Consider the following 17,126-nt stretch of genomic DNA (forward strand, 5'->3'; position numbering starts at 1 on the left):
AGCCCCCGCCCGTCCAGGACCGGGGGCTCCTCCTGCGGGCGGATCCGCCGAGCGGTGCCGGCGGGCCATCCTGGGGACGAGCCCGCGGAGCGCCCGCGGACGGACGGGAGCACACCGTGGACCGCAGAGCACTCGCCGCGACCGCCCTGGCCCTCGCCGCGCTCACCGGGTGCGCGGGCGGGACGGCGGACCCGGTGGAGGTCCCCGCCCGGCCGGCCGGGTCCAACGTCCTGGACTCCGCCGGCGTCCTGACGGACGCGCAGGAGCAGGAGCTCGACGCCCTGATCGAGGACCGCGGCGCCGGCACGGACGCCGCACGCGTCGCCGTGCTCACGGTGGAGGAGGCGACCGGGTCGATCGAGGACTACTCCCGCGAGGTCGCCACCGCCTGGGAGGTGGGCGACGCCGGGGCGGACAACGGCGTGCTCGTGGTCGCCGCCACCGGGGACCGGGAGCTGCGGATCGAGACCGCGGACGGGGTGCGCGAGCGGTTCTCGGACGACGAGGCGGAACGCGTGGTGGAGGACGTGCTGGCGCCGGCCTTCGCGGACGAGCGCTACGCGCAGGGCCTCGGCGAGGCCGTCGAGCAGATCCACGTCTACGCGCAGGGCGGGGAGCCGCCGCGGGAGCCCTTCGACTGGGCCCTGCTCGGCTGGGTCGCGGGCGGCTTCGGCCTGGTCGGCGTGCTGGTGGCGTGGTGGATCGCCGCGGACCTCCGCCGCCGGCGCCGGATCGCCGACGAGGAGCTGCGGGCGGCCCGGCAGCGCGACCCGGAGCTGCGGCTCACCGAGGAGCAGCACGCGGCGTACCGGACGTACCGCTACCACCACCGCAAGCCGGACGCCGTCACGAACCCGGCCGTGTGGCTCCCGCTCTACCTGGCCAACCCGGGGCTGTACTCCGGCGGCTCGGGCGGAGGCACGAGCGGGGACGGGCAGGGCGGCTCCTCGTTCGGCGGGGGCGGCGGATTCACCGGCGGCGGGGCGTCCGGCAGCTACTGAGCCGCCCCGCACGGGGCGGGGCGGCTCAGGCGGGGAGTCCGCGCCGGGCGGCCACAAGGGAGAGCAGGTGCCGGTGCACCGTGGTCTCCCCGGTCAGCTCGGGGTGGAACGAGATGCCGACGACGGCGCCGCTCGCCACCGCGACCACCTCGCCCCGGTGCCGGGCGAGGACCTCGACGCCCTCGCCGACGCGGGTCACCGCGGGGGCGCGGATGAAGGCCGCGCGCACCACGTCCCCGCCGCGGCCCCACGCGAGCACGACCTCCTCGGAGGCCGTCTGGGGTCCGAACGCGTTGCGGGCCACGGTGACGTCCAGGACCTCGAGGGTCTGCTGGCCGGGGGCTGGGTCCTCGATGCCGGACGCGAGCAGGATGAGGCCGGCGCACGTGCCCAGCGTGGGCAGGCCGCCGAGCACGGCGTCCCGCAGCGGCTCCCGCAGCCCGAACAGGCGCAGCAGCCGGTCCACGGTGGAGGACTCCCCGCCGGGCAGGACGATCGCGTCCAGCCCGGCGAGCTGCTCGGCCGTCTTCACGAGCACGGGCTCGGCGCCCAGCTCCCGCAGCATCGCGGCGTGCTCGGCGACCCCGCCCTGGAGGGCGAGGACGCCCACGCGGGGCGCGGAACTCACCAGCCGCGCTCCGCGAGCCGGTGCGGGGCGGGGAGGTCGCCCACGTTGATGCCGACCATCGCCTCGCCGAGCCCGCGGGAGGCCTCGGCGATCTTCTCGGGGTCGTCGAAGTAGGCGGTGGCCTTCACGATGGCCTGCGCCCGGGCCGCGGGGTTGCCGGACTTGAAGATCCCGGAGCCCACGAACACGCCGTCGGCACCGAGCTGCATCATCATGGCGGCGTCTGCGGGGGTGGCCACGCCGCCGGCGGTGAACAGCACGACCGGCAGCTTCCCGGTGCGGGCGACCTCGAGGACGATGTCGTAGGAGGCCGCGAGCTCCTTCGCCTTCACGTAGAGGGCGTCGGGGGAGATCCGGTAGAGGGCCTGCAGCTCGGCGATCTGCCCGCGGATGGTGCGGATGTGCTTGGTGGCCTCGGAGACGTCGCCGGTGCCGGCCTCGCCCTTGGAGCGGATCATCGCGGCGCCCTCGGCGAGCCGGCGCAGGGCCTCGCCCAGGTTGGTGGCCCCGCACACGAACGGGACGGTGAAGCGCTGCTTGTCGATGTGGTTGACGTAGTCGGCGGGGGAGAGGACCTCGGACTCGTCGATGTAGTCGACCTTCAGGTGCTCGAGCACCTGCGCCTCCACGAAGTGGCCGATGCGCACCTTCGCCATGACGGGGATGGAGACGGCGGCCTGGATGCCCTCGATCAGGTCGGGGTCGGACATGCGGGCCACGCCGCCCTGGGCGCGGATGTCGGCAGGCACGCGCTCGAGGGCCATCACGGCCACGGCGCCGGCGTCCTCGGCGATGCGGGCCTGCTCGGCGGTGACGACGTCCATGATGACGCCGCCCTTGAGCATGTCGGCGAGGCCGCGCTTGACGAGCGGGGAGCCGGTCAGCGGGGTCGCGTCCGAGGCGGTGGGGCGGGTGGTGCCGCCGGCAGGGTTCTGGGCATGGGCAGTCTGCAGATCGGTCATGGAGTCCATCCTGCGGCCGGAAGTGGTCCACCGACAGGTCCACCATCGATAGAATCTGTTGGACCACAGGAGTTCCGAGGGAGAGGAGCGGACCGTGCGGCACCCCCACGACGTCGAGCTGCCCGTGCGCGTGGACCGGGCCGATCCCGCGCCGCTGCCCGCCCAGCTCGTCCAGCAGCTGCGGGAGCTGGTGGTCTCCGGGACCCTGCGCCCGGGGGACGCGCTGCCCTCCACCCGCGGGCTCGCCGCCCGGCTGGGGATCTCGCGCGGCTCCGTGGTCACCGCCTACGACCAGCTCCACGGCGAGGGCTATCTGCACGCGACCAACGGCGCCACCGTGGTCCACCCCGACCTGGCCCGCTCCCGCACGGAGCCCCCGGCGGCCCGGCCCGGCCCCCGCCCGGCCGCGGCGCCGCGGCGCCGGACCCGGGAGCGGCCCATGATCGACCTCACGCCCGGCCGGCCCGACACCGGACGGCTGGCCACCCCGCAGTGGCGCGCCGCGTGGCGGGACGCCGCGGCCGCCGCCGGCACGGGGGCGCCCCCGCCCCAGGGCTCGGAGCCGCTGCGCGAGCAGATCGCCGAGCACCTGCGGCTGATGCGCGGCGTGGTCCGGGACCCCGAGGACCTCTTCGTCACGGCGGGCGCGCGGGACGGGCTCCAGCTGCTGCTCGCGGTGCTCGGCGGCCACGCGGGCCGCGGGCTGCGCGTCGCCGTCGAGGACCCCGGCTACCCCTCGCTGCGCCGGGTGCCGGAGCGGCTCGGCCACGAGGTGCTGCCGGTGCCGATCGACGACCAGGGCCTCGACCCCGCCCGGCTGCCGTCCGGGGCGTGGGCCGGCCCGGGGGAGTGGGAGATCGAGCGGCCCCCGGACGCCGTGATCGTCACCCCCAGCCACCAGTACCCCCTCGGGGCGTCGATGCCCGCCGCCCGCCGGCTCGAGCTGCTCGGCTGGGCGCGCGCCCACGACGCGCTGATCGTGGAGGACGACTACGACTCCGAGCTGCGCTACGTGGGCGAGCCGCTGCCCGCGCTGTCCTCCCTCGACCACGCCCCGGGCGCCGTCCCGGAGCCCCCCGCCCCCGGCCGGCTGCTCGGCGCCGGCGGCCACGTGGCCACGCTGGGCTCGTTCACCAAGGTCCTCGCGCCCGGGCTGGGGGTCGGCTACCTGCTGGCCCCGCCCGCCCTCCGGGAGGACCTGCTGCGGCTGCGCACGGACCTCGGCAACCCGGCCTCCGCGGTCGCCCAGGACGCCATGGCCCGCTTCCTGGCCGACGGCGGCCTGCGCCGGCACACCGCCCGGATGCGGCGGGAGTACCGGCGCCGGCGGGACCTGCTCACCGCTGCCCTCGCCGGGGTCCACGGGGTGCGGGCCGTGCCCATGGACGGGGGGCTGCACGCCGTCCTCGAGTTCACCGGGGAGGTGCCGCTGGCGGAGCAGGACGTCGTGGACCGGGCCGCGGCCGCGGGTGTGCGGGTGGCGGCGCTGGGGTCGTACTGGGCGCACGGCGCGGGGGGCGGCCGCCACGGTGTCGTCGTCGGCTTCGGCGCCACCGGTGCCGCCCCGGAGGGGGACGCCCTGCCGGACGCCCTCGCGGTCCTGGCCCGGGTGCTCTCGGCGCCCGGCCCCGCACGCGGTCGCTAGACTGGCCGGTGCCCCGCGGGCCTCCCCGCCGGGGCCCTCCCGCGAGCACGTTCCCGAAAGGCGCACCGTGAACCCCGACCCGAGCACCGGCATCCACCGCGACCTGTTCGCGCCCACGCTGCTGCGCGCGCTCGTGGCGCTGGTGTTCGGCGCCGTGACAGTGTTCTGGCAGGAGCCGACGCTGCCCGTGGTGGCCTGGGGCGTGGGGCTGTACCTCGTGCTCACGGGCACGGCGAGCGTGCTCCTGCAGCTGCGCCTCAACGGCAACGACCACGTGGACATGGGCCCCACCCGGCAGATCCCGCAGTCCTACGGCGTGCTGTACCTCCTGGGCGGGGTCTTCACGATCCTGGGCGCCGACACCCCCGCGTGGCTCGTGGTCTACGCGGCGTCCATCATGGGCCTGGCCGGGCTCACGGAGCTGGCGCTCGGGCTGAAGTTCCGAACGACCTTCCCGCTGGGCCGCGACTGGACCATCGCCGGGCTGGTCACGGTCCTCGCCGCCACCGGTCTCGTCCTGGTGGTGGACCTCGGCCCCAAGGCGCTCTTCGGGGTGGTGGGGGCCGCCGCGGTGGTCATCGGCGTCACCCACCTGCTGGCCGCCCTCACGCTCCGGCACGAGGACCGCCGGGGACGGGCCCCCGCCGGGACCGCGTAGACTGGGCTACCGCACGGCAGGCCCCGGCCCGCCGGGGACATCAGCTCACGAGGAGGACCAGTGGCACAGCGCAAGGGCTCGAGAGGCGGCTTCCGGGCCGACGTCAAGGGCCCCCTGATCCTGTCCGCCGTGCTCGCGGCGATCGCGTTCGTCGCCGTGGGCATCTTCGCCAGCGGCGGCACGGACAACGCCCTGCGCCTGGACCTCGCCTTCATCGCCGCCGGCATCGCGTTCATCGTGACGCTCGTGATCAGCGCCACGCTGATGATCGTCGAGAAGCCCAACGACCCCCACCTCGGCGCGGGCACGGGCGTCAACCGCTCCTCGGCCAAGCTCTACGCCGAGGCCCGGGCCCGGCGGCAGGCCGCCGCGCGGCCCCCCGGCGAGGCCGAGTTCGGCCAGCGCGTCCGGCCCGACACCGAGGGCGAGGACCTCCTCGGCCGCCGCCCCGCCGACGGCTCCGCCCCGGCGGACGGCCCGGACGACGACGGCCCCGCCCCGCGCGCCTGAGCATCCCGCCTGCCTGAGGCCCCCGAACGAGCCGGACCCCGCGCGCCCGGGGGTCCCGCTCGTTCCGGGGCCCTGCGCGCTCCGCGCCCGCTCCCGGGAGGGACCCGCTCCGGTGGACAGCCCTGTCGCGTCCGGCCGGGCGCTGGGTAGATTGGGACGGCACCTGAGCAGCAGGGCCCGAACCCGCGCCCTGCTCGAGACCGGACGACGGGAACCAGCATGAGCCAGCAGCCGGAACCGCCCACCGAGGGCGACGAGGAGTTCGAGCGCAAGGTCCAGCAGCGGATGGCCGACCAGCAGGAGGACGGCGCCGACGAGGACCCCACGGACGTGGCCCAGGAGGACCACAAGTCCGAGGTGCCCGAGCTCGAGGAGAACGAGGAGAGCCCGGTCGACCCGGGCTCCGTCTGACCCCGGACCAGCGCCTGACACAACGCACGACGCCCCGGGAAGGGCCGATGGTCCTTCCCGGGGCGTCGTCGCGTCCGGCGGGCTCAGCGGCCGAAGCTCCGCAGCCGCAGCGAGTTCAGCACCACGAACACGGAGCTGAAGGCCATGGCGGCACCCGCGATCACGGGGTTGAGCAGCCCCGCGGCGGCCACGGGGATGGCCACCGTGTTGTAGGCGAAGGCCCAGAACAGGTTCGACTTGATGATCGACAGGGTCCGGCGGGACAGGGCGATGGCCGTGGGCACCGACCCGACGTCGCTGCGCACCACCGTGATGTCCGCGGCCTCGATCGCCGCGTCCGTGCCGGCGCCCATCGCGATCCCGAGGTCGGCCTGCGCCAGGGCCGCGGCGTCGTTGACCCCGTCGCCCACCATGGCGACCACGCGGCCGTCGTCCTGGAGATCGCGGACCACCGCGACCTTGCCCTCCGGGCTGACGTCGGCCACGACGTCCTCGGCGGCGATGCCCGCCTCCGCGGCGACGGCCCGGGCCACGGGCTCGTTGTCGCCGGTCAGCAGCATGGGCCGCAGGCCCAGCTCCTTGAGCCGGGCGACCGCCTCGCGGGCGTCGTCCTTGACGGTGTCGCGCAGGTCGACGAAGCCGACGAGGGCCCCGTCGACGGCCACGAGGATCGTGGTGAACCCGCCCTCCTGGGCGCGGCGCAGCGCGTCGAGCTGGGCGCCGTCCAGGCGCACGCCGTTCTCGGACAGCCACGTGGTGCGCCCGACCACCACCGAGCGGGAGTGCATCCCGTCCGCCACGTGCGCGCGAACGCCGCCGCCGGGGGCCGAGACGAACCCGGAGACCGGGAACCGGTGCGGGGTGGCCGCGGCGACCGCCCGCGCGATGGGGTGCTCGGAGTGCTGCTCCACGGTGGCCGCGAGGTCCAGCACCTGGTCCCGGGAGTACCCGGACACGGGCGTCACGGCCGCCACGGAGAGCTGCCCGCTCGTGACGGTGCCCGTCTTGTCCAGCACCACGGTGTCCACGGTGCGGGTGTCCTCGAGCACCTCGGCGCCCTTGATCAGGATGCCCAGCTGCGCGCCGCGCCCCGTGCCCGTGAGCAGGGCCGTGGGGGTGGCCAGGCCGAGGGCGCAGGGGCAGGCGATCACGAGCACGGAGACCGCGGCCACGAAGGACGCGTTCACGTCCCCGGTCAGCAGGAGCCAGCCGGCCAGCGTGGCGAGGGCGATCACCAGGACGACCGGGACGAAGACCCCGGAGATCCGGTCGGCCAGCCGTGCCACGGGGGCCTTGCTCGCCTGCGCCCGGGACACCATCCGGCCCATCTGGGCCAGGGTGGTGTCGGCGCCCACGCGGGTCGCCTCGACCAGCAGCCGGCCGTTGGTGTTGATCGTGGCGCCGGTGACGGTGTCGCCGACCTCCACCTCCACCGGGAGGGACTCGCCGGTGAGCAGGGACGTGTCCACGGCCGAGCGGCCGTCCACGACCACGCCGTCGGCGGCGATCTTCTCGCCGGGGCGCACGACGACCAGGTCCCCCGGGCGCAGCTGCTCCGCGGGCACGCTCGTCTCCAAGCCGTCCCGCAGGACCACCGCGTCCTTCGCGCCGAGCTCCAGCAGCGCGCGCAGCGCCTCGCCGGAGCGGGCCTTCGCCCGGGCCTCCAGGTAGCGGCCCAGCAGCAGGAACGCGGTGACCAGGGCGCCGGTCTCGAAGTAGAGCTGGTGCCCGCTCATGTCCATCGCGTGGCCGAGCATCGCGCCGGCCGTCATGCCGGGCTCGCGCAGCAGGTTCCACAGCGAGAACAGGTACGCGGCGGACACGCCCAGGGACACGAGGGTGTCCATGGTGGAGGTCAGGTGCCGGGCGTTGACCGCCGCCGAGCGGTGGAACGGCCACGCCGCCCACGTCACGACCGGCAGGCTCAGGGCCGCGACCACCCAGCCCCAGTGCGGGAACTGGAAGCCGGGCAGCATCGAGATCACGAACACCGGGAGGGAGAGCGCGGCCGCCACGAGGAGGCGCCGGCGCAGGGACTCGGGCGAGCGCAGCGAGGACGCCTCGCGCCCGGCGACCCGGGCCATGGCGTCGGAGCCGTCCGGGCCGCCTGCGTCGTCGCCCCCGGGCGCGTTCTTGAGGACGGCCCCGTACCCGGCCTTCTCGACCGTCTCGACGACCTGCTGGTCGCTCACGCCCGCGGGGACGTGGACGGTGGCGGTCTCGAGGGCGAGGTTGACGGAGGCGTCGACGCCGTCGAGCCTGCCCAGCTTCTTCTCGACCCGGCTGACGCACGAGGAGCACGTCATGCCCGTGATCTCGAGCTCGAGGGTGCGCAGGGGCCCGGCGACCTCGGTGGGGACGGGCGTGCGGGTCTCAGGCAACGGTGTACCCCGCTTCCTCGACGGCCTCCTCGATCTCGGCCGCCGACAGCTCGCGGGTGGACGTCACGACCACGGGGGAGACCCCGCCGGCCACGAGGTCGACGTCGACGGACTCGACGCCCTCCAGCTCGGTGAGCTCCTCGGTGACGGACCTGACGCAGTGGCCGCAGGTCATTCCGGAAACGTTGACGGTGGTCTGCACGATGGGCTCCTCGGGGTTTCGGTGGGGTGGTTCAGCGGGGTGGGTCAGCTCTTGAGCAGGCGCGCGATGGCCGCGGACGCCTCCTGGAGCTTGTCGTCGACACTCGTGACGTCCCCGGACTCCTGGGCGGCCTCGACGGCGCCCACGACGCAGTGGCTCAGGTGCTCGTCCAGCAGGCCCAGGCTCACGGCCTTGAGGGCCGACTGGATCGCGGAGATCTGGGTGAGGACGTCGATGCAGTACTTGTCCTCCTCGACCATCCGGTGGATGCCCCGGACCTGGCCCTCGATGCGCCGCAGGCGCTTGAGGTACGCGTCCTTGTCCTGGGTGTACCCGTGCGGCGGGGTCTGGGTCATGGGTCCTCCTCGGTCGTCCTGCAGCCACTGTATACCCCTTGGGGGTATAGCTCAAGCGGCCGGTCCGCCGCGGCCCGGCGATGTGCCAATCTTGAGGCATGGCTTCACTGATCGAGGACTACGCCCTGCTCTCGAACATGCGCACGGGTCCGCTCGTCTCCCGCACCGGGTCCATCGACTGGCTGTGTGCGCCCCGGTTCGACTCCCCCTCGGTCTTCGGCGCCCTGCTGGGGGAGCCCGACCACGGGCGGTGGCTGCTCGCCCCCGCGTGCACGGTCGCGGAGGGGGCCGACGGCGAGGTCCTCGACGAGGAGGACAGCGGCGCCCAGGTCGCCGAGCGGTTCTACGTGGAGAACACGTTCGTGCTGCAGACCGTGTGGGTCACCGACTCGGGGTCCGTGCGCGTGACCGACTTCCTCCCGCTGACCTCCCGCACGGACGTGGTCCGCCGCGTCGAGGGCCTCACCGGCGAGGTCGAGATGTACCACGAGCTGCGGGTGCGCTTCGGCTACGGCGCCGTGGTCCCCTGGGTCAGCCGCTTCGAGGGGGAGGAGGACCCCGGCGGCGGCGACCCCGCGCCCCCCATGCTCGTGGCCATGGCCGGCCCGGACGCCCTCGTCCTGCGCGGTGAGCCCCTCCCCGAGTCCACGGACGACGACGACGAGCGCCGCCACCGCGGGACCTTCACCGTCTCCGCCGGCCAGGCACGGGACTTCGTCCTCACGCACTTCCCGTCCCACCGCACGCCCCCGGCGCCGGTCGACGTCAACGAGCAGCTCACCCGGACCGTGGAGCTGTGGCAGGACTGGTCCGGGCTGTACTCCCCGCCGGCCGTCGGGGAGGACGAGCCGGTGCACATCGTCCCGGTCCGCGGCCACGCCGTGGCCCGGCGCTCGGACGTGGTCCGGCGCTCGCTGCTCGTGGTGCGGGCGCTGATGCACCAGGAGACGGGCGGGCTCGTGGCCGCCCCCACCACGTCCCTGCCGGACGTGGTGGGCGGGGAGCGCAACTGGGACCACCGCTTCGCCTGGCTGCGGGACGCCGCGATGGCCCTCGAGGTCATGCTCGACCACGACCACGACCGCGAGGCCGCCCAGCTGCGCAACTGGCTCCTGCGCGCCGTGGCGGGCGACCCGCACGACCTGCAGAACATCTACGGGGTCGCGGGGGAGCGCCGCGGGCGCGAGCACCAGCTCGACCTGCCCGGCTACGAGCGCTCCCGGCCGGTCCGCGAGGGCAACGGCGCCGCGGGCCAGCACCAGTCGGACGCCGTGGGGCACGTCATGGTGGTGTTCGAGAAGCTCCGCCGGCGCGGCGCCGTGGAGGACCACCTCTCCTGGCCCCTGCAGCAGGCGATGCTGCGCTCGGTCGTGGAGAACTACGAGGTCACGGACCAGGGCCTCTGGGAGATGCGCGGCGAACGGCAGTACTACACGCACTCCCGCGTGCTGATGTGGGCGGCGCTCCAGTGCGGCGTGGACGCCGTGCGCGTGCACGGCCTGCCCGGCGACGCGCAGCTGTGGGAGCAGCTGCGGGACGCCCTCGCGGAGGAGATCTGGACCAGCGGCTACGACCCCGAGGTCGGCTCCTTCGTGCAGTACTACGGGGCGAAGACCGTGGACGCCTCCCTGCTCCAGCTGCCGCAGGTGGGGTTCGTGGCCTACGACGACGAGCGGATGCTCGGCACCGTGCGGCGGATCGAGGAGGAGCTGCGGCACCCCAGCGGGCTCATCCACCGCTACCGCAACGTCCTGGGCCCGGTGGACCCCGATGACCCCGACGCGTACGCCGGGGTCATCGGGGTGGACGGCTTTCCGGGCCAGGACAACCCGCACCTCGGCGCGTCCCTGTGGCTCGCCGCCCAGTACGCGCGCTCGGGCCGCACGGACAGCGCCCGGAAGCTCGTGGACTCCGTGCTGTCCCGCGCCAACGACCTCGGGCTGCTCTCCACCGAGTGGTCGCCCGAGCAGCGGCGGATGACCGGCAACTTCCCGCAGACCTTCACCCACCTCGCCCTCGTCCAGGCCCTGGACGCCCTCGACGCCGCCCAGGGGCGCCGCGCCCCGGCGGCGCCGCACGAGAGCCCGGCCGAGACCCCGGCTGCGGCCGGGGCCGGCACGGGCGGGTCGTCCGCCGTCGCCGGAGGCGCCTCGTGAGCCACGCGGCTCCGGTCGACTGGCGGTCCTCGCCGGCGGTCCGGATCGGGCTGTCCGTGTCCGTGGCCACCGGGCTGTACGGCATCTCCTTCGGCGCCCTGTCCGTGGCGGCGGGACTGACCTTCTGGCAGACCGTCGCCCTGTCCGCGCTCATGTTCACGGGCGGCTCCCAGTTCGCCTTCATCGGCGTGGTCTCGGGCGGAGGGGCCGGGGCCTCGGCGCTGGGCGCCGCCACGCTGCTCGGGATCCGCAACGCCGTCTACGGGATGAGCATGAACGCCCTCGTCCGCCCGCGGGGCTGGCGCCGGCTCCTCGCCGCGCACGTGACCATCGACGAGTCCAACGCGGCCGCGTCCTCCCAGGTCCACCCCGTCGAGGAGCGTCGGGGCTTCTGGACCGCGGGCCTGGGCGTGTTCGCGCTCTGGAACCTGTTCACCGTGCTGGGCGCCCTGCTGGGCAACGCCCTCGGCGATCCCGCGCGGTGGGGCCTGGACGGCGCCGCGGTGGCCGCGTTCCTGGGCCTGCTGTGGCCGCGGCTGAGCGCCCGGGAGCCCGTGGCGGTCGCGGTGGTCTGCGGCCTCGTCACGGCCCTGACGATCCCGGTGCTGCCGGCGGGCCTGCCGATCCTCGTGGCCGCCGTGGTCGCGGCGTTCCTGGGCCGCTCCCGCGGGCCCGGGCCGGCCCCGTCCGGCGCGGCGTCCGGCCCCGGCGCCGAGGGGACGGAGGCGTGAGCATGTGGTTCTGGGTGCTCGGGGCGTGCGCGCTCGCCTACGCCCTGAAGCTCATCGGCTACCTCGTGCCGGACCGGGTGCTGGACGACCCGCGCGTCGGGCGCATGGCCGGCACCGTCACCGTGGGCCTGCTCGCCGCGCTCGTGGTCATGAACGCGTTCGGCTCCGGCCGGGAGCTGGTGCTGGACGCCCGGCTGGGCGCGCTGCTCGTGGCGGGGACGGCCCTGATGCTGCGGGCCCCGTTCCTGCTGGTGGTGGTGCTGGGGGCGGTCGCGGCGGCCGTGCTCCGGCTGCTCGGCGCGCCCTGACGCCTCGCGTCAGGCGACGTTCGGCAGGATGTTGTGGTTGAGCCGGAACAGGTTGCCCGGGTCGTAGCGGTTCTTCAGCTCGACGAGACGCCGGTGCGTCCGCTCCCCGTAGGCCTGCCGCGCGGTCTCGGGCGTGACGGGGCCGTGCTCGGCACCGAGGAAGTTCACGTAGAGGCCCGCGTCGGCGAACGGTTCCACGGCGGCGTGGGCCTTCCGGGCGAACGCGGTGAGGCGGGCGTCGTCGGCGGCGTCCGGCCAGTAGCCGTAGACGTTGAGCCAGTACCGCGCGGACCGGTTGGGGAAGGCGGTGGCGCCGGCGGGCACCCGCCCGAAGAACCCCTCCATGTGGTGGATGTCGATGCCCGTGCCGAACCAGGTGATCTCCGAGGCGGCGCCGAGCAGGGCGTCGACCACCTCGTCGTCCAGACGGGAGAACGAGGCGTTCTTCCAGTAGCCGCGGGCCCCCTTCGGGAAGAGCACGTCCATGGCCGACTGCCACTCGGTCCACTGCACCGGGCCGACCTCCTCCTCGTCCGGCGGGGCGTCGGCCCGCAGCCGGTCGACCAGGCGCAGGCCCTCGGCGTGGTCGGGCGACATCCAGGCGAAGGCGATGATCAGCCAGGGCTCGTCGCCCATCCCGAAGCTGGGCGGCAGCCGGAGGATCGAGACGATGCCGTTCATCTCGTCCGGCAGGTCGTCGGTCCAGCGGGCGAAGGCCTGCAGGGCCGCGCGCCAGTGCTCGCGCCGGTAGAACAGGTTCCCGCCCAGCACGGAGGCGGGCAGCTCCCTGGCCTGGAACGTGAAGGAGGTCACGACGCCGAAGTTCCCCCCGCCGCCGCGGATCCCCCAGAACAGGTCCGGGTTGTGCTCCGCGTTGGCGTGCAGGTGCTCCCGGGTCCCGGTGATCACCTCGGCGTCCACGAGGTTGTCGAGGCTCAGGCCGTTGCTGCGCGTCAGCCAGCCGATGCCCCCGCCCACGGTCAGGCCCGCGACCCCGGTGGCGCTCACCACGCCGAGGGGCACTGCGAGACCGTGCGGGACGGTCGCGCGGTCGACGTCGGCCAGGGTGGCGCCCGGCTCCACGGTCACGCGCCGGGTCCCCGGGTCCACCTCGACCCGCCGCAGCGCGCCGAGGTCCAGGACGAGCCCGCCCTCCACGGTGCCGTGGCCGGCCACGTTGTGCCCGCCGCCGCGGACCGCCAGCGGCAGGTCCGTGTGCTGCGCGGCGGCCAGCACCGGGTCGATGTCGGACACCGCGCCGGCCTGCACGACAGCGCGGGGCCGCACGTCGACCATGCCGTTCCAGACCCGTCTCGCCTCGTCGTAGAGCGGGTCGTCGGGCTCGACCAGCGTCCCGGTGAGATGGGTGCGCAGCCTCGCGAGCTCTCGGGCGATCTCCTGGTCGTGCTCCCCGCGGTCCACGGCATTCATGGGGCTGGCTTCCTGTGGGCGGGGGCGCGCGCCCCCGGGCTGGTGCTCGTGCTCGACGGCGGTGCGCGGACCGTCGTCGGCGATGCCGGAAGGGTCACGGGCGGACTCGGAGCGGTCCGGGCGCTCGACCCCGCCGGGGCTGGAGTTCCGGTGCGGGGGGATGCGGAACGGCGCACAGTGGTGCTGTCTCCAGGGTAGGAGCGTCCCCGGCCCGGCACAACGGTCCGCGCACAACGGTCCGCGCACAACGGTCCGGGCACGACGGTCCGGGCGCACCTGGCCGGGCGTGGGCCGGACGGGCGTGGGCCGGACGGGCGTGGGCCGGACGGGCGTGGGCCGGACGGGACGGCCCGTGGACGCGGGGAACGTCCGATCCGGTGCTCAGGCGAGCGGCAGCACCGGGGGAATGATCCCGTCCTCGATGGCCCGCTTGTAGAGCTCGAGCTTGGTGCGGGCCGGCCGCTCCACCGCGGCGTACTTGCGGCGGATCCGCTTGAGGTGCTCCTCCACCGTGGACTCGGCGATCTCCAGCAGCGCGGCCACCTCCTGCTCCTGGAGTCCGTCCACGTAGAGCGCGAGCACCTGGCGCTCCCGGGCGGAGAGCTTCGCGGGAGCTCTGCTGGGCAGTTCGGCCAGAGCCGACTGGAGCACGTCGCTCACGAAGTGGCCCAGCTGCCGGGAGAGCCGCATGGTGCGGAAGACGGTCCGGATGGGCTCCCACTTGCCCACGGCACCGGCCGCCCCGCACGTGAAGGCGGAACGGACCCGGGCGAGGTCGTCCGGGGGCACCAGCACCACCACGGTGTGCTCCTGCGCGGTGAGGTCCGTGACGTTCTGCACGAGGTTGCGGCCGTCCAGGGTGTTCAGGCTCAGCAGGACCACCATCTCCTCGGCCGGGTTCTCGGCCAGGAACTCCGGGACGCTGCCCGCCACCGCGCTCACGCGCACGCCGTGCTCGGGGTGCTCGAGGGCCTCGCGCTGCATCGCGATGCGCGTCATGGGCTGGGGGCTGATCACGGCGGCGTTCAACATGGTGGGGCTCCTCGACGTCTCCCGCTGTGAGGTGGGCGGGATCTCCGCGGCCGGGGATCGCCGGTCCGCTCCGGCAGCGGGAGGGCCGTGTCCTGCGGCGGGACCGGCGCCGAACGCCCATATGTCCTTTGTGGAATACAGGGCGGTGTGGCGGGGGCCATCGGGGCAGGGGGTCCTCCGTGCGGTCGCCGCCGGCGGAGATGGTGCAGTGTGTTCCTCCACAGTGGCGGACCCGCCCGCGCGCGGGCAAGGCGATTCCGTGCGGACCTGCAACTTCGCACACCGCACGCCGCCCGACGGGCCGTGCCGGGGCCGGGGCCGGCGGAAGCGGTGCGGCTGGAAGAATGGGGGAGCCCGCACCGGTCGAGGAAAGGTCCGTACCGTCATGCACACCGACGTTCTCCCGGGATCGGGCGGGCAGGGACTCCGGCCGGGAGCGGCTCGCGAGCTCCGCGGAATCCTCGAGGAGCTCTCCCTGCGCGGCCTCGCCCCCCGGCTCCTCGATCCGGGGGCGGACCCGGTGCACACGACCGCAGGGGAGGAGGGCCTCCGGGAGCACGGGCCCGCAGGCGGCGATCCCGCACCGCGGTCCGAGGCGGAGGCGCTCCTGCTGGCCGGTCCCGGGGCGGATGCTCCCGTGGGCGACACCGGGCTGCTCCTCTGGCTCGACCGGGCGAGAGCCGCTGCGGCGGCGGGCCGGCCGGTCGTCGTCACCGGCCTGGCCCTCGACCCCGATGCCGTCCCGGAAGAGATCGTGCGCCGGCTCCTCCCGGTCGCCTCCCTCGTGGGGCTGCGGGACGAGACGTCCCTGGCGGTGGCCCGCCGGCTGTGCCCCGAGCACCCCGGCCTGCGCGTCGGCTGGGAGGACGCGCTCCTCCTCCCGCGTCCCGCCGCCCCGGCCCGGCCGCTCGAGCAGGACGGGCCGACACGTCGCCCAGGAGAGTGGAGCTCCCCGGCCGGGCGGGCGCAGGAGGAGTGGGAGGGGCCGGCCGCGGAGTCGGCGGATCCGGACGGACGGGCCGAGCGGCAGGACGAGCTGGGCGGGTCGGCGGAGGAGCCGGGGGCGCCGGCGGGGCCGCCGCGGATCCTCGCCGCAGTGCGGCGGCCGGCCGGTCCCTTCCCGCCGGAGCGGCTCGCCCCCGTGCTCGCCGCCCTGCTGGACGCGCTGGTGCACCGGACGGGCGCAGCGGTCACGCTCCTGGCATGCGGCGGCGCCCCGGCCGACGAGGAGTTCGCGGCGGACGTGGCCGCGCTGCTTCCGGGCGACGTCCACCGGGTGCGCGCGGCTCCGGGAGAGGCCGGCACGGAGGCGCTCCGGGCGGACTGGGTCCTGACCACCTGCTCCCGCGGTGCGGCCCTCGGCCTCGCGGCACGGGCCGTCGTCCTCCCGGTGGGTCCGGACAAATATTCCATGGACGACATGAACGGCGTGCTGAGCCGCTGGGGGCTGGAAGGTGCCGTCGTTCCCCTGGCGGCGCTGCTCACCCCCGGCGACGTGGCGTGGGACACCCGTGCGGCCCTCCAGCAGTGGGCGGCGGAGGCCGTGGAGCACCGGGGGGCGGTGCGCGCCGCGCTGGCGGACGCCGAGCCGGCGGTCCGGGAAGCGGCGGCCCGGTGGTGGGACGACGTGGCCGGGGCGCTCCGCGGTCAGGAGCCCCGGCCCGCGGTAGGAACGGTGGCGGCGCCGCGCGGGGTCGGTGCCCCGGTGGTGCGTGCCCTCCGCCGCCGGTACACCGTTCCCACGGTGCCGCCCGAACGGCCCACCGTCGCGGTCCTGCTGCGGCACCACGGCGCCCCGGCGCGCCTGGGCCGGGCCGTCGACGACCTCCTGGCGCAGACGTTCACCGACTGGCGACTGGTCCTCGTGGACGACGGCGGGAACCCCGCCGAGGTGGACGCGGTCCTGGCGCCGCGCCGGGACGAGCTCGCGGGGCGCGCGACGGTCCTCCACCACCGCAGGGCCCTCGGTGCCGCGGCGGCCGCCAACCGTGGGCTGCGGGCAGGGGAGTCTGAACTCGTCGTCCTGCACGACGGCTCGGAGCCCTGGCCGCCCGAGCTCCTGCAGCGCGCCGTGGCGCACCTCGAGGATCCCCTCGTGACCGACGACGGGGTCATGGTGCCGACCGAGAATCCGCCCGGGACCGGCCGAGACGTACCGGCCGGTCGGCCGGGACGGAATCTCGTGCCGACGGACCGGGAGGCCCTCACCCTCACCGACGTGCTGGACGGCGACCGCACCGCGGTCGACGCGCCGTTCCTGTACCGGCGCGCGGTGCACGGGGTGCTGGGCGACTACGACGAGACCATCGGCGCCGCGGAGCGCTGGGAGTTCGTGCTCCGCTTCCTGGAGACGTTCACCGTGGGCCTGCTCCCCGCGCGCCCGACCGCCCGGCGGGACCGGACCGACGGGCGCGCCTTGGCGCGGGGCGAGGCGGCGGTGCGCGAGCGCCATCTCAGGCAGTGGAGCGCGGAGCACGGGATCGGCCTGCCGCTCTACCTGCGGCGGGCCGCGGCGGAGGAGGCCGGCGCCCTGCACCGGAGGCTGGACGCCGCCGAGGAGCTCGCGCACGAGCTCCTGGAAGTGGTCCGCGCCCAGACCCGGCAGATCGAACGGCTCAAGCAGGTCGTGGCGGAGAAGGGCTTCCTTGCCTTCTGGCGGCGTGCGTGGCGGGCCCTGCGCGGAGGATGAGCGGCCCGCTCCGGCCCGCTCCGGC

The 17,126-nt window shown here is 75.3% G+C and carries 16 protein-coding genes; 9 read left to right on the forward strand and 7 right to left on the reverse strand.

The annotated features are described in order from the left end of the window. Positions 1-116: 116 nt before the first annotated feature. On the forward strand, positions 117-1,001 hold the full coding sequence (locus E7Z53_RS04495) for a TPM domain-containing protein (RefSeq protein ID WP_176337282.1): 885 nt from the start codon (positions 117-119) through the stop codon (positions 999-1,001). Between the two features lie 25 nt (positions 1,002-1,026). Here E7Z53_RS04495 and pdxT read toward each other — a convergent pair whose 3' ends face one another. Further along, positions 1,027-1,629 carry a pyridoxal 5'-phosphate synthase glutaminase subunit PdxT gene (pdxT, locus tag E7Z53_RS19965; protein ID WP_017832948.1) on the reverse strand — a complete coding sequence of 201 codons (603 nt, stop codon included), beginning with the start codon at positions 1,627-1,629 and terminating at the stop codon, positions 1,027-1,029. After that, complete coding sequence (gene pdxS / locus E7Z53_RS19970) at positions 1,626-2,591, reverse strand: pyridoxal 5'-phosphate synthase lyase subunit PdxS (RefSeq protein ID WP_017832949.1); 966 nt, start codon at positions 2,589-2,591, stop codon at positions 1,626-1,628. The genes pdxT and pdxS overlap by 4 nt, the downstream gene beginning before the upstream one ends. A 94-nt stretch (positions 2,592-2,685) precedes the next feature. Here pdxS and pdxR point away from each other — a divergent pair, with 94 nt between their 5' ends. From pdxR to E7Z53_RS04520, 4 genes are all read left to right on the forward strand, one after another. Continuing rightward, positions 2,686-4,236, forward strand: coding sequence for a MocR-like pyridoxine biosynthesis transcription factor PdxR (gene pdxR / locus E7Z53_RS04505; RefSeq protein WP_052132834.1), 1,551 nt, complete (start codon positions 2,686-2,688; stop codon positions 4,234-4,236). A gap of 67 nt (positions 4,237-4,303) precedes the next feature. Beyond that, positions 4,304-4,894: a DUF308 domain-containing protein gene (locus E7Z53_RS04510; protein WP_176337283.1), complete on the forward strand. Its 591-nt coding sequence runs from the start codon at positions 4,304-4,306 to the stop codon at positions 4,892-4,894. 60 nt (positions 4,895-4,954) lie between these two features. Next, positions 4,955-5,404: a hypothetical protein gene (locus E7Z53_RS04515; RefSeq protein WP_017832952.1), complete on the forward strand. Its 450-nt coding sequence runs from the start codon at positions 4,955-4,957 to the stop codon at positions 5,402-5,404. Positions 5,405-5,623: 219 nt separating this feature from the next. Continuing rightward, the gene (locus E7Z53_RS04520) at positions 5,624-5,815 is read left to right on the forward strand and encodes a hypothetical protein (protein ID WP_017832953.1); all 192 of its coding nucleotides are present in this window, start codon (positions 5,624-5,626) and stop codon (positions 5,813-5,815) included. Between the two features lie 83 nt (positions 5,816-5,898). On the opposite strand, the gene E7Z53_RS04525 is transcribed toward E7Z53_RS04520, so the two are convergent. The 3 genes from E7Z53_RS04525 to E7Z53_RS04535 form a co-directional block, all read right to left on the reverse strand. Then, the gene (locus tag E7Z53_RS04525; RefSeq protein ID WP_255219453.1) at positions 5,899-8,121 is read right to left on the reverse strand and encodes a heavy metal translocating P-type ATPase; all 2,223 of its coding nucleotides are present in this window, start codon (positions 8,119-8,121) and stop codon (positions 5,899-5,901) included. Between the two features lie 67 nt (positions 8,122-8,188). After that, a complete protein-coding gene (locus E7Z53_RS04530) occupies positions 8,189-8,398 on the reverse strand; it encodes a heavy-metal-associated domain-containing protein (protein WP_017832955.1) in 210 nt (69 codons plus the stop codon). A 44-nt stretch (positions 8,399-8,442) separates the two neighbouring features. Next, positions 8,443-8,754 (reverse strand): metal-sensitive transcriptional regulator, encoded by a 312-nt coding sequence (locus tag E7Z53_RS04535; RefSeq protein ID WP_017832956.1) that lies wholly within the window; start codon positions 8,752-8,754, stop codon positions 8,443-8,445. A gap of 98 nt (positions 8,755-8,852) precedes the next feature. Between E7Z53_RS04535 and E7Z53_RS04540 the strand changes: the two genes are divergently transcribed. Genes E7Z53_RS04540 through E7Z53_RS04550 form a run of 3 tightly spaced genes read left to right on the forward strand, consistent with a single transcriptional unit; the run spans position 8,853 to position 11,949 of the window. Then, positions 8,853-10,910, forward strand: coding sequence for a glycoside hydrolase family 15 protein (locus E7Z53_RS04540; RefSeq protein WP_017832957.1), 2,058 nt, complete (start codon positions 8,853-8,855; stop codon positions 10,908-10,910). After that, positions 10,907-11,641 carry an AzlC family ABC transporter permease gene (locus E7Z53_RS04545; protein ID WP_176337285.1) on the forward strand — a complete coding sequence of 245 codons (735 nt, stop codon included), beginning with the start codon at positions 10,907-10,909 and terminating at the stop codon, positions 11,639-11,641. The genes E7Z53_RS04540 and E7Z53_RS04545 overlap by 4 nt, the downstream gene beginning before the upstream one ends. Then, a complete protein-coding gene (locus tag E7Z53_RS04550) occupies positions 11,638-11,949 on the forward strand; it encodes an AzlD domain-containing protein (protein ID WP_176337286.1) in 312 nt (103 codons plus the stop codon). The genes E7Z53_RS04545 and E7Z53_RS04550 overlap by 4 nt, the downstream gene beginning before the upstream one ends. Positions 11,950-11,958: 9 nt before the next feature. On the opposite strand, the gene E7Z53_RS04555 is transcribed toward E7Z53_RS04550, so the two are convergent. Together E7Z53_RS04555 and E7Z53_RS04560 are read right to left on the reverse strand one after the other, a co-directional pair. Next, positions 11,959-13,380 (reverse strand): FAD-binding oxidoreductase, encoded by a 1,422-nt coding sequence (locus E7Z53_RS04555; protein WP_176337287.1) that lies wholly within the window; start codon positions 13,378-13,380, stop codon positions 11,959-11,961. Positions 13,381-13,761: 381 nt separating this feature from the next. Next, entirely contained in the window at positions 13,762-14,412 is a 651-nt protein-coding gene (locus E7Z53_RS04560) for a helix-turn-helix transcriptional regulator (RefSeq protein WP_109269226.1), read from the reverse strand. Between the two features lie 385 nt (positions 14,413-14,797). On the opposite strand from E7Z53_RS04560, the gene E7Z53_RS04565 reads away from it, so the two are divergent. Beyond that, a complete protein-coding gene (locus tag E7Z53_RS04565) occupies positions 14,798-17,101 on the forward strand; it encodes a glycosyltransferase (protein ID WP_176337288.1) in 2,304 nt (767 codons plus the stop codon). The last annotated feature ends 25 nt before the right edge of the window (positions 17,102-17,126 follow it).

This window comes from Kocuria salina (genome assembly GCF_013368965.1).
GTDB classification, from domain to species: Bacteria; Actinomycetota; Actinomycetes; order Actinomycetales; family Micrococcaceae; genus Kocuria; species Kocuria rosea.

What these genes read in the sequence shown, in the direction of transcription:
- pdxS (WP_017832949.1), bottom strand. Translation starts at nt 2,591, where the DNA reads ATGACCGATCTGCAGACTGCCCATGCCCAGAACCCTGCCGGCGGCACC.
- E7Z53_RS04520 (WP_017832953.1), top strand. Translation starts at nt 5,624, where the DNA reads ATGAGCCAGCAGCCGGAACCGCCCACCGAGGGCGACGAGGAGTTCGAG.
- E7Z53_RS04525 (WP_255219453.1), bottom strand. Translation starts at nt 8,121, where the DNA reads ATGACGTGCTCCTCGTGCGTCAGCCGGGTCGAGAAGAAGCTGGGCAGG.
- E7Z53_RS04535 (WP_017832956.1), bottom strand. Translation starts at nt 8,754, where the DNA reads ATGACCCAGACCCCGCCGCACGGGTACACCCAGGACAAGGACGCGTAC.
- E7Z53_RS04540 (WP_017832957.1), top strand. Translation starts at nt 8,853, where the DNA reads ATGGCTTCACTGATCGAGGACTACGCCCTGCTCTCGAACATGCGCACG.
- E7Z53_RS04555 (WP_176337287.1), bottom strand. Translation starts at nt 13,380, where the DNA reads ATGAATGCCGTGGACCGCGGGGAGCACGACCAGGAGATCGCCCGAGAG.
- E7Z53_RS04560 (WP_109269226.1), bottom strand. Translation starts at nt 14,412, where the DNA reads ATGTTGAACGCCGCCGTGATCAGCCCCCAGCCCATGACGCGCATCGCG.
- E7Z53_RS04565 (WP_176337288.1), top strand. Translation starts at nt 14,798, where the DNA reads ATGCACACCGACGTTCTCCCGGGATCGGGCGGGCAGGGACTCCGGCCG.